Origin of the sequence: Lichenibacterium minor (assembly GCF_004137685.1) — a bacterium.
Taxonomy (GTDB): domain Bacteria; phylum Pseudomonadota; class Alphaproteobacteria; order Rhizobiales; family Beijerinckiaceae; genus Lichenihabitans; species Lichenihabitans minor.
In genome coordinates, this window is sequence record NZ_QYBB01000005.1 from 17,084 (window position 1) to 33,997 (window position 16,914).

The window sequence follows — 16,914 nt, forward strand, 5'->3', positions numbered from 1 at the left end:
AGGCTGGTCGCCGCGGAGGCGGCCGGAATGGCCCCGTGCAGAGGCACCCCGAAGAAAGCGAGCGCCGCCAGGGCGGCGGCGCAGGATGGACGGTTCCGCATGGCCGCAGGATAGCGGCGCCTCGGCACCCCGTCAAAGCAGGACCCGACGACAAAAGCCCCGGGACTGGGTCCCGGGGCTTTTCACGCGGACGGCGGCGTTCAGCCCTGGCGGGCCTTGTAGCGCTTCTGCGTCTTGTTGATGATGTAGACCCGGCCCTTGCGGCGCACGAGCTGGTTGTCGCGGTGACGTCCGCGGAGCGACTTCAAGGAATTGCGGACCTTCATCACTGCACCCGATCAAAAAGAAAGGCGGCGGGAAGGCCCGCCGCGTCGGAGCGTCCTATGCCCCATCGGGCGCCCGCGATCAACCCCTTCCCGTCGCGCCGTCGGTCACGCGGCGTCGAGCGACGGATAGTCGGTGTAGCCTTCGGGGCCCGGCGCGTAGAACAGCTCCGGCCGCGGCGCGTTCAGCGGCGCGTCCTCGCGGAAGCGGCGCACGAGGTCCGGGTTGGCGATGTACAGCTTGCCGAACGCCACGGCGTCGGCCTCGTTGTTCTCCAGCACCCGCACGGCGTCGGCCTTAGAGAACAGCTCGTTCTCGACGTAGAGGCCGCCGAACTCGCGCTTGATGTGGGCCGCGAGGCTGTCGTCGCCGACCTTCTCGCGCGAGCAGATGAAGCCGATCTTCCGGTCGGCGAGCGCGCGCGCCACGTAGCCGAAGGTGCCCTCGGGGTCGGAATCCCCCATGTCGTGGGCGTCGCGCCGGGGGGCGAGATGCATGCCGACGCGCGACGCGCCCCAGACCGCGATGCAGGCGTCCGTGACTTCCAGCATCAGGCGGGCGCGGTTCTCGACCGGGCCGCCGTAGTCGTCCTCGCGGCGGTTGGTCTTGTCCTGCAGGAACTGGTCGAGCAGGTAGCCGTTCGCGCCGTGGACCTCGACCCCGTCGAAGCCCGCGCGCTTGGCGTTCTCGGCGCCGCGCCGGTAGGCGGACACGATGCCGGGGATCTCCGTGATCTCCAGGGCGCGCGGCGTTTCGTAGTCCTTCGTGGGACGGACGAGGCTGACGTGGCCGGCGGGCTTGATGGCGCTCGGCGCCACCGGCAGGCGGCCGCCGAGGTAGCTCGGGTCCGAGATGCGGCCGACGTGCCAGAGCTGCATGAAGATGTGCCCGCCCGCCGCGTGGACGGCGTCGGTGACGAGCTTCCAGCCCTCCACCTGCTCGTCCGACCAGATGCCGGGCGTGTCTGGGTAGCCCACGCCCTCGTCGGTGACGCTGGTGGCCTCGCTCAGGATGAGGCCGGCGCTGGCGCGCTGGCGGTAGTATTCCGCCATGAGGGCGTTGGGCACGCGCCCGCCGCCGTCCGCGCGGCACCGCGTGAGCGGCGCCATGAAGATGCGGTTCGGCAGCGTGAGGTCGCCGAGGGTGAGCGGTTCGAAGAGGTCGGCCAAGTGCGGTGCTCCCGTGGCGGGGGCGAAGGGTCACCCGCCACCCGCACGGAGCGATACCAGATCAGGCGGCGCCCGCGTCGGCATGGCAGACCTGACGTGGCGTCAAGGCTTGAGGACCTCCTTGCTGTCCACCGTGGAATCCGCCTTGAGCCGGTACACGATCGGCACGCCGGTTTCGAGCTCCACGCCGACGATGCCGTCGGGCGACAGGCCGTCGAGGACCATGATGAGCGAGCGCAGCGAGTTGCCGTGCGCCGCCACCAGCACCCGCTGGCCGCCGAGCACGCGGGGCAGGATCCTTTGGTTGTAGAAGGGCAGGGCGCGCGCGACGGTGTCGCGCAGGCTTTCGCCGCCGGGCGGGTTCACCGCGTAGGAGCGGCGCCAGGTGTGGACCTGGTCGGCGCCCCACCGTTCGCGCGCCTCGTCCTTGTTGAGCCCCGACAGGTCGCCGTAATCGCGCTCGTTCAGGGCCTCGTCGCGGATGGTTTCCAGGCCGTCCTGGCCGACCTCGCCGAGGACCAGGCTGCAGGTGTGCTGCGCCCGGGTGAGCGCCGAGGTGAAGGCCACGTCGAAGGGCCCGACGCCCTTCAGCGCCCGCCCGGCCGCCTTGGCCTCCTCGACGCCCTTCGGCGACAGTTCGGGGTCCTTCCAGCCGGTGAACAGGTTCTTCAGGTTCCAGTCGGACTGGCCGTGGCGGATCAGGACGAGCAGGCGGTCCATGGGGGCTCCTCGGGACGGGGGTTCAGGAATCGGAAAGGTCGAGCACGTCGGCCATGCTGTAAAGGCCGGGCCGGCGCCCGCGCGCCCACAGCGCCGCCGTCACGGCCCCGCGGGCGAAGAGCGAGCGATCTTCGGCGCGGTGGCCGAGCTCGATGCGCTCGCCGGCGCCGGCGAAGATCACCGAATGGTCGCCGATCACCGTGCCGCCGCGCAGGCTGGCGAAGCCGATGGTGCCGGGCTCCCGCGCGCCCGTGACGCCGTCGCGCCCCCGGACGGCGCTCTGCCCGAGCCCGACGCCCCGTCCCTCGGCGGCGGCTTCGCCGAGGAGCAGCGCGGTGCCGGACGGCGCGTCCACCTTCATGCGGTGGTGGGTTTCGACGATCTCGATGTCCCACTCGGTCCCGAGCGCGCGGGCGGCGCGGCGCACCAGGGCGGCCAGCAGGTTGACGCCGAGGCTCATGTTGCCCGACCGCACGATCGGCGCGTGGCGGGACGCGGCGTCGAGCTTGGCCAGGTCCTGCTCGTCGAGCCCCGTCGTGCCGACCACATGGGCGATGCGCGCCTGGGCGGCCAGCATGGCGAAATGGGTGGTGGCCGCCGGGCCCGTGAAGTCGAGCACGCCGTCGGCGCCCACGAAGGCTTCGAGCGCGTCCTCGGTGACGGGCACGCCGATGGGCCCGAGGCCCGCCAGCGTGCCGGCGTCCGCGCCGATCGCCGCCGCGCCCGCCCGCTCCAGCGCGGCGGACAGCACCACGCCGGGGGTGGCGTGGACGGCGGCGACGAGCATGCGGCCCATGCGCCCGCCGGCGCCGGTCACGACGAGCTTCATGTCCGACATCGCTTCGCTCCTCCGCTGCCCCGCCCCGCGGGCCCGTGGCGCCCCTCGTAGCCGGCTCCGCGGGATTTAGGAACGCCGAAGGCTACCGGCCGCCGCCCCGCCGCGGCGCGCGCGCCTGGTCGCGGCGGCGCGGCGTCACCGCCCGGCTTCGCCCGGCGCCCGCGCCTCGATGGCGAGGGCGTGGACGCCGTCCGGCCGCAGCTCGTCGGCCAGCAGCGCGTTGACGGCGCGGTGGCGGTCGACGCGGCTGCGGTTCGCGAAGGCGTCCGCGGTGATGCGGACGCGGAAATGCGTCTCGCCTCCGGCGCGCGAGCCCATATGGCCGGCGTGCTGGTGGGACTCGTCGATGACGTCGAGCGCCTGCGGCTGCAGCCCCTGCGTCAGGGCGGCCACGATTCTGTCCTTAACGCTCATGATACGATCTCCTCGGCAGGCAAGGGGGCCCGGGTCGGCCGGACGGGAACGCCGTCCCGGCCGGGCACCCCGGCGGGGCAGGGATGCGCCGCGGGCCGCCTTGCGACGCCCGCGAACTCCCCCATAATAGGCCGGTGATGAACCTGAACTCGCACCATTTCGATCGCATCCGCTCCAAAAGCGCGGGCAAGAGCGGCAAGGCGGCCGCCGTGCCGTCGAAGACGCCGTGCGATCACCCGGGGTGCACCGAGGCCGGCGATTACCGCGCCCCTCAGGGCCGCGACCGGGAAGGGCAGTATTTCTGCTTCTGCATCGACCACGTGCGGGAATACAACGCCACGTATGATTATTTCAGCGGCATGAGCGACGATGCCGTGCAGAAATACCAGAAGGAAGCGCTGGTCGGCCACCGGCCGACCTGGAACATGGGCGTCAACCGCGCCGCCGGCGAGCCGTCCGCGCCCGACGACCTCCATCCCGACTCGCTCGGCATCTTCAAGGCCCGGGCCCGGCAGGGCCGCGCCGATGCGCCGCGCCGGCCCTATTATTCCATCGCCACCACCAAGGCGTTGACCGCCATGGGTCTCGACGAGATGGCGGATGCCGCGGCCGTGAAGGCGCGCTACAAGCAGCTGGTCAAGCAATTGCATCCGGACGCCAACGGCGGCGACCGGTCGAACGAGGACAAATTGCGCGACATCATCCGCGCCTATAACTTCCTCAAGACCATCAAGTTGTCGCCCCCGGCCGCCGGCGCGGCCCGGTGACACACAACGGCCGTTTCGCGGCCTGACGAGACACCCCGGCCGCATCGCGGCCAGACGCAGCCACGAGAGCCCAGGAGCGGGCGCCGCCTCGATCCCCGGGGCGGACCCGGAGGATCGATGCAGAACCCCATGTCAGACACGCAGTCCCTTCCCGACACGCGCATCTCCGTGCGGGACGTCTTCGGCATCGACTCCGACCTTCACGTGCCGGCCTATTCGCAGGCCGGCGAGCACGTCCCGGACCGCGACTCCGACTACCTGTTCGACCGCGACACCACGCTGGCCATCCTCGCCGGCTTCGCCCGCAACCGCCGCGTGATGATCACCGGCTACCACGGCACCGGCAAGTCGAGCCACGTCGAGCAGGTGGCGTCGCGGCTGAACTGGCCGTGCATCCGCATCAACCTCGACAGCCACGTGTCCCGCGTCGACCTCGTCGGCAAAGACGCGATCGTGCTGCAGGATGGCAAGCAGGTCACCGAATTCCGCGACGGCATGCTGCCCTGGGCGCTGCAGAACAATGTGGCGCTGTGCTTCGACGAATACGACGCGGGGCGACCCGACGTCATGTTCGTGATCCAGCGGGTGTTGGAGCTGTCCGGCCGGCTCACGCTGCTCGACCAGAAGCGCGTGATCAAGCCGCACCCCGCCTTCCGGCTCTTCGCCACCGCCAACACCGTGGGGCTCGGCGACACGTCGGGCCTGTATCACGGCACGCAGCAGATCAACCAGGGCCAGATGGACCGCTGGTCCATCGTCACCACCCTGAACTACCTGCCGCACGACCGCGAGGTCGACATCGTCCAGGCCAAGGCACCCCACTACCAGGGATCGAAGGAGGGTCGCGACATCGTCAACAAGATGGTGCGCGTGGCCGACCTCACCCGCAACGCCTTCACGGCCGGCGACCTGTCGACCGTGATGAGCCCCCGCACGGTGATCACCTGGGCCGAGAACGCCGACATCTTCGGCGACATCGGCTTCGCCTTCCGCCTGACGTTCCTGAACAAGTGCGACGAGCTGGAGCGCTCGCTGGTGGCCGAGTTCTACCAGCGGAGCTTCGGCAAGGAGCTGCCGGAAAGCGCCGTCAACGTCGCGCTGAGCTGAAGCGCCGCCCCGCCCGACGGCCCGGCTTTCGGAAAGGAGACGCGCCTTGGACCACGCGACCTTCGTTTCGACCCGAAGCCGGGACGAACGGGCGGGGCGTCCCCTCATCCGCTACGAGGACGATGCCCACGCCTGGGCGATGGAGCAGGCCGAACTCATCCGACGGGGCCGGTTCCATGAACTGGACATCGAGAACCTAGCCGACGAGGTCGAGGACGTGGCGCGCCGGGAACGGAGGGAGCTGATCAGCCGGCTCGACCTCGTCTACCAGCATCTGCTCAAGTGGGATTTTCAGGAAGCTCGCCGCAGCGCGAGTTGGGCGCGCACGATCCGAGAACAGCGGACGCAGGTCGGTGAGGTCCTCGGCGACAATCGAAGCCTCCGCCAGCAGCTGGATGAGCTGAGCGAGACGGCCTATCGACAGGGCCGCGTCTCGGCCTTGAACGAGACCGGCCTGCCGGATGAAGCCATCCCGGGTGCCAACCCCTATTCCTGGGACGATGCGATGTCCCGCCCCATCGCCTGGCCTGAACTTTGACGATCCGCCCCGCCGCCTGAAACGTTCCGAGATCCCATGAGCCCGCTGTCCAATCGCAAGCCCGGCGCCCCGGCCGAGAGCCCGCAGGAGCCGTTCAAGCGCTCCGTCGCCGCCTGCATGCGGGCCATGTCGCGCACGCCCGAGCTGGAGGTGACCTATGCCCCCGACAAGCCGAGCGTGATCGGCCACGGCGAGGGCGCTAAGGCGCGCCTGCCGGAGCCCGCCCGCAAGCTCAGCCCGCGCGAGGCCGCCATCGTGCGCGGCCACGCCGATTCCATGGCGCTGAAGCTCGCCTGCCACGACGCCGCCACCCACCGGCGCCTGCTGCCCGAAGCCCAGGCGGCCCGCACGGTGTTCGAGGCCGTCGAGCAGGTGCGGGTGGAATCGATCGGCGCGCGCCGCATGGAGGGCGTGGGCATCAACCTGTCCGCCATGCTGGAAGACCGCTACCACCGCGGCAACTACGCCGAGATCACCGACCGCGCCGACGCCCCCATCGAGGACGCCGTGGCGCTGATGGTGCGCGAACGCCTGACCGGGCGCGCCCCGCCGCCGAACGCCCAAACCATCGTCGACCTGTGGCGCCCCTGGATCGAGGAGCGCGCCGGCCCCGACCTCGACCGACTGGACGTGCTGCTCGAAGACCAGCGCGCCTTCGGCCGCTCGATCCACAAGCTCCTGCAGTCGCTGGAGATGGCCGATCCGTCCTCCTTCGACCGCGAGGAGGAGAGCGACGAGGACGACGAAAGCCAGGCGCAGGACGACGCCGACCAGTCGGAAGGCGAGGGGCAGGAATCCGAAACCGGCCAAACGCTGGAGATGGACACCGCCGAATCGTCCGCCGACGACATGGAGGAGGGGGCGATGGAAAGCCCCGACGCTCCCGCCGGCGAGACCCTCGAGGAGCAGGACGACGGGGAAGCCGAGGAGGCCGCGGAAAGCCGCCGCCCCCAGCCCCCCGTCACCGACACCCGGGGCCAGGACTACAAGGCCTTCACGGCGAAGTTCGACGAGGTGGTGCCGGCCGAGCAGCTCTGCGACGCGGAGGAGCTGGAGCGGCTGCGCGCCTACCTCGACAAGCAGCTGAACAACCTGTCGAGCGTTGTGGCCCGCCTCGCCAACCGGCTGCAGCGGCGCCTGATGGCGCAGCAGAGCCGCGCCTGGGAGTTCGACCTGGAGGAAGGCATGCTCGACCCCGCGCGCCTGTCGCGCGTGGTGATCGACCCGCAGCAGCCCCTCTCCTTCAAGCGCGAGAAGGACACGGACTTCCGCGACACGGTGGTGACGCTCCTGCTCGACAATTCGGGCTCGATGCGCGGTCGCCCCATCACGGTGGCGGCGACCTGCGCCGACATCCTGGCCCGCACCCTGGAGCGCTGCGGCGTCAAGGTCGAGATCCTGGGCTTCACCACCAAGGCGTGGAAGGGGGGCCAGTCGCGCGAAGCGTGGCTGCAATCGGGCAAGCCCGCCACCCCCGGCCGCCTCAACGACCTGCGCCACGTCATCTACAAGTCGGCGGACGCGCCCTGGCGCCGTGCACGCCGCAACCTCGGCCTGATGATGCGCGAAGGGTTGCTGAAGGAGAACATCGACGGCGAAGCGCTCGATTGGGCGCACAAGCGCCTGCTCGGCCGGCCGGAGCAGCGCAAGATCCTGATGATGATCTCGGACGGCGCGCCGGTCGACGATTCCACCCTGTCGGTCAACGCCGGCAACTACCTGGAGAAGCACCTGCGGGCGATGATCGAGGAGATCGAGACGCGCTCGCCCGTCGAGCTCATCGCCATCGGCATCGGCCACGACGTGACGCGCTACTACCGCCGCGCCGTCACCATCGTGGACGCCGAGGAGCTCGGCGGCGCCATGACGGAGAAGCTGGCCGAACTCTTCGCCGAGACGGGCGGCGGCGGCGGTCGCGGCATGGTGGGCCGCCGCGCGCCGGCCCTGGCCTGACGGGGCCGAGGATGCGGGGCGCGGGACGGGACAGGGGCGCGGTGCGCGCGCCGGCGCCCTGGGCGGCGGTTCGCGGAACACCGCCGTGGCCGGCGTGACGCCGGCCCCCGGCGGCCCGCTCGCGCTGCCGCTCTTCTGGCGCGCCGACGCCTCAGGTGGATGGGTCTGGTGCTGCGCCGCATGGACGTCCCGCACGGGCCTGTCCGGGACGGCGAGCGCCGGCGACGGCTGGGTCGACGCCGTCCATCCCGAGGACCGCGCCCTCGCCCTCGCGCCCTGGGGGGATCGGGACGATGCCGGCTGCCGGCGGGCGCGGCTGCGCATCCGGAGCCGGGGCGACGGGCGATATCATCCGGTGCAGCCCGTCGCGGCATCGGCCCGGGACCCCGCTGGCGGCCTCCGGGAATGGATCGGCACGCTCGGCCCGGCCTCGCCCCCCGAGCCGCGTCGCCCGGACGGGGAGCTGCAGCACTACCTGCGCAACGCCCTGTCGGTCATCCGCTCCGTGGCGCGGCGCACCGCGCTGACCAGCGACAGCGTCGAACATTACGCCACCCATTTCGAAGGCCGCATCGACGCGCTGGCGCGCGTCCAGGTCGCCGTGATCCGCAGCCCGTGGGGCGGCGTCGACCTCGAAAGCCTGATCGGCGAGGAGCTGCTGGCCCATCGCGTCCGCGACGTCGTGGTCGAGGGCCCGGCCGTGACCCTGAAGGCGCGGGCGGCGGAGTCGCTCGGCCTCGCCGTGCACGAGCTCGTGATCAACGCCGTGAAGTTCGGCGCCTTCTCGTCGCCGCGCGGGGCCGTATCCGTGCTGTGGACCGTGGGGCCCGGACCGAGGCTGCACCTGACCTGGTGCGAGACCGGCATCGTGGCGGTGAGCCTCGCGCCGCGCCGCAGCGGCTTCGGCACCGAGCTGATCGAGCGGGGCCTGCCCTACGACCTGGGCGCGACCACGCGGATCCGTATCGAGCCTGGTCGGCTCGTGTGCGGGATCGAGATGCCGCTCACCGCCGAGACGGCGCTCGGCGAGATCCCCTGAGGGGGCGGGACCTGTCGCGAAGGGAGCTTCCATGGGCCAAATGGTGGACGGCGTTTGGCGCCGCGACGAGGACCTCGCCCATGCGGAGGACGGGCGGTTCCAGCGGCCGCCTACGCGGTTCCGCGGCACGATCGCGGCCGGCGGCCCGCATCCCCCGGCGGCCGGGCGCTACCGTCTCTACGTGTCGCTCGCGTGCCCCTGGGCTCATCGGGCCCTCATCGTCCGCCGGCTGAAAGGCTTGGAGCGCATCGTCGGGCTGTCCGTCACGCATTGGCTGATGCGGGAGGAGGGCTGGACCTTCGCGGACGGCCCCGGCGTGGTGCCGGATCCCGGTGGCGCGCGGTTCCTGCACGAGGTGTATCGCCGTGCCGACCCGCACTACACCGGGCGCGTCACGGTGCCGGTCCTGTGGGACTGCGAAGCGGGGACGATCGTCAACAACGAGTCCGCCGACGTGATGCGCATGTTCAACGCGGGGTTCGACGCCGTCGGGGCGCTGCCGGGCGACCTCTACCCCGAAGCGCTGAGGCCGGAGATCGACGCCGTGAACGCGCGCATCTACGACACGCTGAACGACGGCGTGTACCGCGCCGGCTTCGCCACCACCCAGGAGGCCCACGAGGCCGCGGTCCGGCCGCTGTTCGACACGATGGACTGGCTCGAGCGGCTGTTGGCGCACCAGGACTACCTGTGCGGCAACGCCGTCACGGAAGCCGACTGGCGCCTCTTCACCACGCTGGTGCGCTTCGACGCCGTGTACCACGGGCACTTCAAGTGCAACCTGCGGCGGCTCGTCGACTATCCGGCGCTGTGGGACTACGCACGCCGCCTGTACCGCTGGCCGGGCGTGTCGGACACCGTCGATGTCCGGCACATCAAGGGGCACTATTACGGCAGCCATCGCGGCATCAACCCGACCGGGATCGTGCCTCTCGGCCCCGCCGTGGATTGGGACGGGCCGGGGCGGCAGGGCTGACCGGCCGGCCCGATCTCGCGCCGCAGTGCCTAGCTCCGGGGCGGCGACACCAGCCCGGCGAGCGTCCAGCGCCGGCCGTCGTGGCTGAGCGCCGCCCGCGCCAGGGGAGGCGCCTCGACGCGCCAGAAACTTGCCGCCCCGGCCCCCAGCGCCGTCACGACTGCGGCCCGCACCCAGGCCGGGTGCGTGACGGCCGCGACGCGGCCGCCCGTGGCCGCCCAGGCCTCCATCCAAGCCGCCACCCGCGCCAGCAGGCCGAGCAGGCTTTCCCCGCCGTGCGGGGCCGCGGCAGGGTCGCCCATCCAGGCCGCCACGGCGTCCGGCTCCTCCGCGGCCAGGTCGGCGAGGCTTCGCCCGGCCCATCGCCCGAAATCCTGGTCGCGCAGGGCCGCGTCGACCGCGAAGGCGGGGTCGAGCGCCGCCGCGGTCGCCCGCGCGCGCTGCTCGGGGGCGGTCAGGAGCGTCGCGGCGGCGAGCCCAGGCTCCGCATGCGCCAGCGCGGCGGCCCAGTCCGCATCGGGCGGCTCGTCGAGCGGGAACCGCGCGACGCGCGTCGACGCCGTCGGGGCGTGGCAGATCAGGGTGAGGCGGGCGGTCATGCGAGATCCGTTCGATCCTCCGGAACGCCGCATCCGGCCCGCCGGGACGTTTATCACGGCCCGGCCGAACTCGGAGGGAGCGTTGACACGGACCCGGTGCCGTCTAAGGTCCGACGCGGGGACGGGAAGCCGGTGCGACACCGGCGCGGTCGCGCCACTGTGGTCCGGACGGTCACGTCCGGCGAGCCAGACCCTGGCCCCCTCGGTTCAACCCCGCACGGGACGCGTGATCCCGGGAGGTCCTTCCATGTCCGATGCCGTCCTTCATCCCGCCCGCGCGCCCCGCGCGATCCCGGTCCGCGAGATCCTGCCCTGGGCGGTGCTGTGCGGGCTGCTGTGCCTGATCGCTATCTATTTCGTCGGCGCCGAAGAGGGCGCGACGTCGTTGATCTCCGGCACGTCCGTGCACGAGTTCGTGCACGATGGGCGCCACCTGCTCGGCTTCCCCTGCCACTGATTCGCTGACGCCGGCGCCGCGGCGCCGGCCCCTCCGCTTCCCATCCCCGGCCGCCCGGCCGCGCATGTGCCTCCGCGCCGCGCGAACGCCGTCGCTCGCGCCGTCTTCAGGACATCCATCATGGTCGGACGCTTGATCCTGCGAGGCCTGCTCTGCGGGCTGGTCGCCGGCCTCCTCGCCTTCGGTTTCGCGCGGCTGTTCGGCGAACCCCTCGTCGAGCGGGCCATCGCTTTCGAGACCGCGATGGACCAGGCCAAGGGCGAAGCCCCCGAACACGAGGTCGTCAGCCGCGAAACCCAGGCGGGCCTGGGCCTGCTCACGGGCACGGTCGTGGTCGGCACGGCGCTGGGCGGCCTGTTCGCCCTCGCCTTCGCCCTCCTGCACGGGCGCCTGGGCTCGTCGAACGCCCGCGAAACGGCGGCGCTGTTGGCCCTGGCGGGCTTCGTGGTCCTGGCCGTCGTGCCGTTGATCAAATACCCCGCGAACCCGCCCTCGATCGGCGATCCCGACACCATCGGCCTGCGCACGGCGCTGTATTTCGAACTGATCGCCCTTTCGCTCGCCGCGGGCGCGCTGGGGACGGCGTTGGCGCGTCTCCTGGCGTCCGCCCGGGGCGTGTTCGACGCCAACCTGGCCGGCATCGCGCTCTTCGCCGCGCTGGTCGCCGCCGCCTTGTGGTTCATGCCGGCGGTCGACGAAGTGCCGGAGCACTTCTCGGCGGTGCTGCTGTGGCAGTTCCGCATGACGGCGCTGGGCATTCAGGCCGTTATTTGGAGCACGATCGGCCTGGGATTTGGAACGTTCGCACATCGCTTGCTGGAGAACATTCCCTTGGGAGATGCCCCGGTCCGAACGGCGACGGCGGCGCGCTGACAGCGTCGAAGCGCTGTGCATCACTGACTGATGCGCAATGCTCCGATGCTGGCTGCGATCTGACCAAACGCTGCGATAAGGCTGTTCGAGTCGTTGGCTATGAAGGCTTGGCTGCTCGATGTTGCGCAATTCTTCAGCAGCGTTACACCCTGGCTGTCGATCGGATCCGATGGCACGCTGAACCCTATGGTGTAGATCGACACGCCAGCCGTCTTGGCGTTCGTGCATGTTTCGAGCGTTAATTCGTCCAAAGCGTTCCTTTGTTGCGCGGTGGTCGAAATGCTGGAGATCGTCTGGTAACTGGTCGGCATCGTGGGAGTCGGGTCGCTGCCATCCGCGTTGGTTAGGTACCCGTGCGAGAAGTAGAGAGTTTGATTGTAGTTCGTGTACGGATTGTCCGGCCAACTGTTGGTGCCGTCTGTCATCAAGATGATGACCTTGGTGGTGGCGGTCGAACTAGTCGAATTCGCGGGGGAGTAGGCCGCACCGTCAGCGAAGACGCTGAGTGGTGACAGGGTGCGCCAACCCCACAGGATACCGTCGTGGATGTTAGTCGATCCCGCTGCCGTCAGGCTGTTGATCAGCGCCTTCAACGTCGTCCCGCTGGTGGTAAGCCGCTGCAACGGCTTGCTGACGCACTGGAAGTTGGGCCCATTTGGCAAGCCTGTGTACTGATTGTACGCCGTTGATTGAGCGCCGCTTGCGTTATAGTATTTGCAAGCTTGCTTCTCGACGGTGGCGAAGCTCGTCGCTGAGTTTGAGCAGGAATTAAATCCGTTGGAGTCGTTAATGTAACTGTTGAAGCTGTAGTTAGTAGCGGCATTTGAATTATTGTTGCTTGGGTTCCACGCGGCGTAGCCTGTCGACCCGCTGCCCGGCTCATCTGGGGCAAAGAGCGGTACATAGAGCGAGTTGAAGCCAGCCTGCGTAGACGCGCTGCTCGGTGCTCCATCCTGCACGCTTTCCGGATAAGGCTGTGCCTCAAAACATCCTGCCCATCCCCAGCTTGAGTTGACGAGCTTTAGGGCGTTGAAGATCGACAAGCGGCTCGTGAAGCCGAGGGCGCGTGCAGAGGACTGGTCGACGTTAGTCCAGTGGTAGGCCGACAGGCCCTTGGTGTCGACCCAACTCGCCGTCGCGGTTCCTGACACGACGGGGTCGATCGCCACAGCGGCCGCGAAAGGCACGATGGAGATGCGGCTCGACGACGAAAAAGCGCCGTTGGTCTGAACGTAGTCGACGAAGTTCGATGCCGCTTGCTGCACGGCCTGCAGCTTGGTCTGCGAGCCGCTCGACTCCGACATCGAGCCCGTGTTGTCGAGCACCATGGCGATCTCGAACGTTTTGGGCAGTGGCGTCGCGCATTGCGAGGAGGCGGATACGAGGGGGGAGCTCACGCCGGTGAACCTAGGGAAGAAAGTCTTGGAATTGATATGCGTCGTCAAAGTGATCTTGCGCGGATTGCTGGTAATGCCCAGCGCGTCGACAATCACGCCCGAGGTTTTGCCCATGTAGTCCAGCGACAGTGTACTCGCCTGCGCCTGCAGCACCACATTCGTAGTGCTCAGGGGCGTCTGGCAGAGGGCGAGAGCAGTGGCGTCGGCAGAGGCCTGGAGCTTGGCCTGCATACGGGTAGCCATACCGTAGTCGATCGCAGCGCCTGTGAAGGCCAGCAACGGCAGGCTCGCCAGAGCAAAGGTAATGGCGACGTTGCCGCCCTTCGACCCCGCGAAACGAGAGAGCGATCCAGCCCAGGTCATCGTCGCGTTCCGATCGTCGGAGGAAGGAGGAAAGCCAAACATCAAGGGCAGGGCGCGCCGCCGGGCATCGTGACCTCCGGCGTGCTGGTCTTGCTGTTGTGGATGGCGCCGTTGCGGACGGGCCACGGAAAGACGCTGCTCACCGTAATGGTGCCGCTGCCGGTGGCGAATTTGACTAGCGAAGCGCCCACCATCGGCGAGTAGGGCATGGTGACCTCGGCAATGACGTATCGGTTGCCGTTGGTGTTGAAGCCGACCGGTATGGTGAGGTCGGACGCGATACCTGTAACCCTGGCCTTGGCGTTGCTCGTGGCGATGCTCGAACACACGCGAGGGCTGGTCACCGACGCCGTGGTATCGACGCCGAGTGCGCTTACCACGATCTTGACGTTGGCGGTGCCGAAGGGTCTCAGCACGGCCGACGACGCGCCCATGATGTCGGTCATCGTCGTCGATGCGATCGGGTCGCTCGAGTCCCCCTGCGAAGTGAGGTCCGCCACCGTGCGCCCGAGCAGGGTCACCTTTCTCCAATTGTCTATGGCATGAGCCATCTCGCTCATGCCGACCAGAAGCGTGAGCATGACGGGCAGGACCAGGGCAAATTCCACGGCAGAGGCGCCGGCCGTGCTCCCCACGAAGGTCATCGCCGGGTGGGCTCGTCGACGCATTTCCACGAAGCTCAATTCGGGCATGGAGAGTTCTGAGACGAAGAATAGGGCTCCGTGCGGAAAACCGCCGTACTCTCGAGCAGGGTCGACCCATCGGCGAAGTTGGCGAGGCCTGCGTCGAGGAGACCGAAAAACACTGGAAACTTCACGGCCGCCGTGGCGATGACAATAGAGCCCGGGGCTGCGCAGGCATAATGCGTTCCGAAGCTCGATGACCAGTTCCGGGTTGTCGGATCGATCGGCACGGCGGCCTTGCTCGAAGAAAAGTTGGTGCCGAGCGAGATGTCGATCTTGACGCCCGAGCAATTGAAGATCGTCACCGTTGCGGTGGTGCCCGATCCGCACATTTTCTTCTGCAGCGCTGCAAGGATGACAGATGGTTGAGCGGTCTGGTCGTTGTTCTGCTGGAACGATCCGGTAAACAGCGATCGCGTGGCCGTTTGAAAGACGAAGTCGAAATTCTGGGCAGCCCAGATCATGAATGCCAACTGGATGATGGCGCCCAGCAAGGCCAGGAAGGGCAGGGCGACCAGTCCGAACTCGACCGCGGTCGCGCCGCCCGCGTCGTCGAGGAGGCGCCGCAGGAGGGATGCGCGGGGCGAGGTGGGAGAGGCGGACACTGACATCATCGGGCTAAGGGCTTAGAATGTCACCGACCTTTGACGACGACCTCTTTCGAAATCGTTGTGAGCTGGAACGTCATGCAATATGGGAGGGTTTAAGGTAAAGGCACCGTGCCATGACGCCGGGAACGCCGCTTTGATAAGCTGTCCAGTCGTGAATGAATCCGTGGCCCCGTGGGGAGACCCGGGGATCCTCGCAAGGTAATTCAAGTCCCATGATCTGGAAGCGGCTGCTGATTGACCTCGCACCCCTCCGCGACCGCCTCGGCACGCTGCGCAACCTACCGCGCCTGTTCGGCCTCGTGTGGGGCACGAGCCCCGCCCTGGCGCTGCTCACGGTCGCGCTTCGGCTCCTCCGCGCGCTGCTGCCCACCGCCGCGCTCTATGTGGGCAAGCTGATCGTCGACGCCGTTGTGGCCGAAGCCCGGCTGCCGCATCCCGGCCCGGCCTTGAGCGACTGGATCGCGGCGGGCCGCCTGACCCACGTGGCGCTGCTGGTGCTGGCCGAGGCGGGGCTCGGCATCCTGTCGGACCTGCTCGGCCGCGCGTCCTCGCTCGTCGGCGACCTGCTCGGCCAGCGCTACAGCGATTCGGCCAGCCTGAGGCTGATGCGCCACGCCGCGACGCTCGACCTCGAACAGTTCGAGTCCTCCGACCAGCAGGACCGGCTCGACCGCGCCCGCCGGCAGGTGACGGGCCGGTCGTCGGTCCTGCAGCTCGTCTTCGGCCAGGCGCAGGACCTCGTCACGGTCGTCGCCCTGGCGCTCGGCTTCGCCGCCTATGCGCCGTGGCTCCTGCTGCTGCTCGCCCTCGCCCTCGTGCCGGCGGCCTACGGCGAGCTGCACTTCAACCGCGAAGGCTACCGGCTCAACTTTTCCCGCACGCCCGAACGCCGGCAGGTCGACTATCTCCGCTACCTCGGTGCCAGCGTGGAAACCGCGAAGGAGGTCAAGCTCTTCGGGCTCGAGGGCTTCCTCGCCGCCCGCTTCGCCGCCTTGTCCGAGCTGATGTACGGCGACACGCGCCGGCTCGCGACGCGGCGCGCGCTGTGGGGCGGGTCCTTCGCCACGCTGAGCGCGCTGTCCTATTACGCCGGCTACGCCGTGATCCTGTGGCGGGCGCTCGACGGGCAGGTGACGATCGGCGACCTCGGCTTCCTCGCCGGCTCGCTGCTCCGGCTGCGCTCCCTGCTGGAAGGGCTGCTGCTCGGGCTGTCGCAGCTCGCCTCCCAGGCCGCCTACCTCGACGACCTGTTCTCCTTCTTCGACATCGTCCCGCAGGTGGCGACGCCGCCCGACCCCGTGCCCTTCCCGTCGCCGATCCGCACCGGCATCCGCTTCGAGAACGTCGGGTTCCGCTACCCCGAAGCCGAGCGCTGGGCCGTGCGGGGGCTCGACTTCGAGATCGGCGGCGCGGAAGTCGTGGCCCTGGTGGGCGAGAACGGCGCCGGCAAGACCACGATCGTCAAGCTCCTGTCGCGCCTCTACGACCCGACCGAGGGGCGCATCACCGTCGACGGCATCGACCTGCGCCGTTTCGCGCTGGACGACCTCAGGACGCGGATCGCCCTCATCCTGCAGGACTTCGTGCGCTATTCCTTCACGGCGGCGGAGAACATCGAGGTGGGGCTGATCGGCCGCGCCGGCGAGCGGGACCGTGTGGTGGACGCGGCCGAGCGTGCGCTCGCCGACAGGGTGATCGCCCGGCTGCCGCTCCGCTACGAACAGCCGCTCGGCCGGCGCTTCAAGGACGGCGTCGAGCTGTCGGGCGGCGAATGGCAGAAGGTCGCCATCGCGCGCGCCTACATGCGCGACGGCGCCGTGCTGGTGCTCGACGAGCCCACGGCGGCGCTCGACGCCCGCGCCGAATACGACGTGTTCCGCAGGTTCCGGGACCTCAGCCTCGGGCGGGCCTGCCTCATCATCTCGCACCGCTTCTCGACGGTGCGCATGGCGGACCGCATCCTCGTGCTGGAGGACGGCCGCGTCGCCGAGGCGGGCTCCCACGCCGAACTCCTGGCGCGAGGCGGCCGCTATGCCGCCCTGTTCGAGCTGCAGGCGGCCGGCTACCGGTGACGGGCGGGGCGGGA

General features: G+C 69.4%; 18 protein-coding genes. 9 read left to right on the forward strand and 9 right to left on the reverse strand.

The window, feature by feature from the left end:
- Positions 1 to 200 precede the first annotated feature (200 nt).
- From ykgO to D3273_RS06365, 5 genes are all read right to left on the reverse strand, one after another.
- Positions 201 to 326 carry a type B 50S ribosomal protein L36 gene (gene ykgO, locus D3273_RS06345; protein WP_012590802.1) on the reverse strand — a complete coding sequence of 42 codons (126 nt, stop codon included), beginning with the start codon at positions 324 to 326 and terminating at the stop codon, positions 201 to 203.
- Positions 327 to 431: 105 nt separating this feature from the next.
- The gene (locus D3273_RS06350; protein ID WP_129224660.1) at positions 432 to 1,493 is read right to left on the reverse strand and encodes an alkene reductase; all 1,062 of its coding nucleotides are present in this window, start codon (positions 1,491 to 1,493) and stop codon (positions 432 to 434) included.
- 102 nt (positions 1,494 to 1,595) lie between these two features.
- On the reverse strand, positions 1,596 to 2,213 hold the full coding sequence (locus D3273_RS06355; protein WP_129224662.1) for a 2,3-bisphosphoglycerate-dependent phosphoglycerate mutase: 618 nt from the start codon (positions 2,211 to 2,213) through the stop codon (positions 1,596 to 1,598).
- A gap of 22 nt (positions 2,214 to 2,235) precedes the next feature.
- Complete coding sequence (dapB, locus tag D3273_RS06360; protein WP_129224955.1) at positions 2,236 to 3,042, reverse strand: 4-hydroxy-tetrahydrodipicolinate reductase; 807 nt, start codon at positions 3,040 to 3,042, stop codon at positions 2,236 to 2,238.
- Between the two features lie 144 nt (positions 3,043 to 3,186).
- Positions 3,187 to 3,465, reverse strand: coding sequence for a BolA family protein (locus D3273_RS06365; RefSeq protein WP_129224664.1), 279 nt, complete (start codon positions 3,463 to 3,465; stop codon positions 3,187 to 3,189).
- 137 nt (positions 3,466 to 3,602) lie between these two features.
- Between D3273_RS06365 and D3273_RS06370 the strand changes: the two genes are divergently transcribed.
- The 6 genes from D3273_RS06370 (at position 3,603) to D3273_RS06395 (ending at position 9,845) form a co-directional block, all read left to right on the forward strand.
- Positions 3,603 to 4,232 (forward strand): J domain-containing protein, encoded by a 630-nt coding sequence (locus tag D3273_RS06370; protein WP_129224666.1) that lies wholly within the window; start codon positions 3,603 to 3,605, stop codon positions 4,230 to 4,232.
- 129 nt (positions 4,233 to 4,361) lie between these two features.
- Entirely contained in the window at positions 4,362 to 5,339 is a 978-nt protein-coding gene (gene cobS, locus D3273_RS06375) for a cobaltochelatase subunit CobS (RefSeq protein WP_129224668.1), read from the forward strand.
- Positions 5,340 to 5,385: 46 nt separating this feature from the next.
- Positions 5,386 to 5,877, forward strand: coding sequence for a DUF29 domain-containing protein (locus tag D3273_RS06380; RefSeq protein WP_129224670.1), 492 nt, complete (start codon positions 5,386 to 5,388; stop codon positions 5,875 to 5,877).
- A gap of 36 nt (positions 5,878 to 5,913) precedes the next feature.
- Entirely contained in the window at positions 5,914 to 7,830 is a 1,917-nt protein-coding gene (gene cobT, locus D3273_RS06385) for a cobaltochelatase subunit CobT (RefSeq protein WP_129224672.1), read from the forward strand.
- A gap of 85 nt (positions 7,831 to 7,915) precedes the next feature.
- On the forward strand, positions 7,916 to 8,869 hold the full coding sequence (locus tag D3273_RS06390; protein ID WP_165359396.1) for an HWE histidine kinase domain-containing protein: 954 nt from the start codon (positions 7,916 to 7,918) through the stop codon (positions 8,867 to 8,869).
- Between the two features lie 31 nt (positions 8,870 to 8,900).
- Positions 8,901 to 9,845 (forward strand): glutathione S-transferase family protein, encoded by a 945-nt coding sequence (locus tag D3273_RS06395; RefSeq protein WP_129224676.1) that lies wholly within the window; start codon positions 8,901 to 8,903, stop codon positions 9,843 to 9,845.
- Between the two features lie 29 nt (positions 9,846 to 9,874).
- On the opposite strand, the gene D3273_RS06400 is transcribed toward D3273_RS06395, so the two are convergent.
- Positions 9,875 to 10,444 (reverse strand): histidine phosphatase family protein, encoded by a 570-nt coding sequence (locus tag D3273_RS06400; RefSeq protein ID WP_129224678.1) that lies wholly within the window; start codon positions 10,442 to 10,444, stop codon positions 9,875 to 9,877.
- A 247-nt stretch (positions 10,445 to 10,691) separates the two neighbouring features.
- Between D3273_RS06400 and D3273_RS06405 the strand changes: the two genes are divergently transcribed.
- Entirely contained in the window at positions 10,692 to 10,901 is a 210-nt protein-coding gene (locus D3273_RS06405) for a CbtB domain-containing protein (protein WP_129224680.1), read from the forward strand.
- 120 nt (positions 10,902 to 11,021) lie between these two features.
- Positions 11,022 to 11,774 carry a CbtA family protein gene (locus tag D3273_RS06410; protein ID WP_129224682.1) on the forward strand — a complete coding sequence of 251 codons (753 nt, stop codon included), beginning with the start codon at positions 11,022 to 11,024 and terminating at the stop codon, positions 11,772 to 11,774.
- 20 nt (positions 11,775 to 11,794) lie between these two features.
- Here D3273_RS06410 and D3273_RS06415 read toward each other — a convergent pair whose 3' ends face one another.
- From D3273_RS06415 to D3273_RS06425, 3 genes are read right to left on the reverse strand one after another with little or no spacing between them, the layout of a single operon-like run.
- Positions 11,795 to 13,534: a TadE/TadG family type IV pilus assembly protein gene (locus D3273_RS06415; RefSeq protein WP_129224684.1), complete on the reverse strand. Its 1,740-nt coding sequence runs from the start codon at positions 13,532 to 13,534 to the stop codon at positions 11,795 to 11,797.
- Between the two features lie 41 nt (positions 13,535 to 13,575).
- Positions 13,576 to 14,226, reverse strand: a complete 651-nt coding sequence (locus D3273_RS06420; RefSeq protein WP_245501035.1) for a TadE/TadG family type IV pilus assembly protein — start codon at positions 14,224 to 14,226, stop codon at positions 13,576 to 13,578.
- Entirely contained in the window at positions 14,214 to 14,822 is a 609-nt protein-coding gene (locus D3273_RS06425) for a TadE/TadG family type IV pilus assembly protein (protein WP_245501036.1), read from the reverse strand. Before D3273_RS06425 ends, D3273_RS06420 begins: the two co-directional genes overlap by 13 nt.
- A 218-nt stretch (positions 14,823 to 15,040) precedes the next feature.
- Between D3273_RS06425 and D3273_RS06430 the strand changes: the two genes are divergently transcribed.
- Positions 15,041 to 16,900, forward strand: a complete 1,860-nt coding sequence (locus D3273_RS06430) for an ABC transporter ATP-binding protein (protein ID WP_207210716.1) — start codon at positions 15,041 to 15,043, stop codon at positions 16,898 to 16,900.
- Positions 16,901 to 16,914 lie beyond the last annotated feature (14 nt).

Excerpts from the sequence above, each read along its gene's own strand:
- ykgO (WP_012590802.1), bottom strand. The coding sequence starts at position 326 with ATGAAGGTCCGCAATTCCTTGAAGTCGCTCCGCGGACGTCACCGCGAC.
- D3273_RS06355 (WP_129224662.1), bottom strand. The coding sequence starts at position 2,213 with ATGGACCGCCTGCTCGTCCTGATCCGCCACGGCCAGTCCGACTGGAAC.
- dapB (WP_129224955.1), bottom strand. The coding sequence starts at position 3,042 with ATGAAGCTCGTCGTGACCGGCGCCGGCGGGCGCATGGGCCGCATGCTC.
- D3273_RS06365 (WP_129224664.1), bottom strand. The coding sequence starts at position 3,465 with ATGAGCGTTAAGGACAGAATCGTGGCCGCCCTGACGCAGGGGCTGCAG.
- D3273_RS06370 (WP_129224666.1), top strand. The coding sequence starts at position 3,603 with ATGAACCTGAACTCGCACCATTTCGATCGCATCCGCTCCAAAAGCGCG.
- cobS (WP_129224668.1), top strand. The coding sequence starts at position 4,362 with ATGTCAGACACGCAGTCCCTTCCCGACACGCGCATCTCCGTGCGGGAC.
- cobT (WP_129224672.1), top strand. The coding sequence starts at position 5,914 with ATGAGCCCGCTGTCCAATCGCAAGCCCGGCGCCCCGGCCGAGAGCCCG.
- D3273_RS06395 (WP_129224676.1), top strand. The coding sequence starts at position 8,901 with ATGGGCCAAATGGTGGACGGCGTTTGGCGCCGCGACGAGGACCTCGCC.
- D3273_RS06400 (WP_129224678.1), bottom strand. The coding sequence starts at position 10,444 with ATGACCGCCCGCCTCACCCTGATCTGCCACGCCCCGACGGCGTCGACG.
- D3273_RS06405 (WP_129224680.1), top strand. The coding sequence starts at position 10,692 with ATGTCCGATGCCGTCCTTCATCCCGCCCGCGCGCCCCGCGCGATCCCG.
- D3273_RS06410 (WP_129224682.1), top strand. The coding sequence starts at position 11,022 with ATGGTCGGACGCTTGATCCTGCGAGGCCTGCTCTGCGGGCTGGTCGCC.
- D3273_RS06415 (WP_129224684.1), bottom strand. The coding sequence starts at position 13,534 with ATGACCTGGGCTGGATCGCTCTCTCGTTTCGCGGGGTCGAAGGGCGGC.
- D3273_RS06420 (WP_245501035.1), bottom strand. The coding sequence starts at position 14,226 with ATGCCCGAATTGAGCTTCGTGGAAATGCGTCGACGAGCCCACCCGGCG.
- D3273_RS06430 (WP_207210716.1), top strand. The coding sequence starts at position 15,041 with ATGATCTGGAAGCGGCTGCTGATTGACCTCGCACCCCTCCGCGACCGC.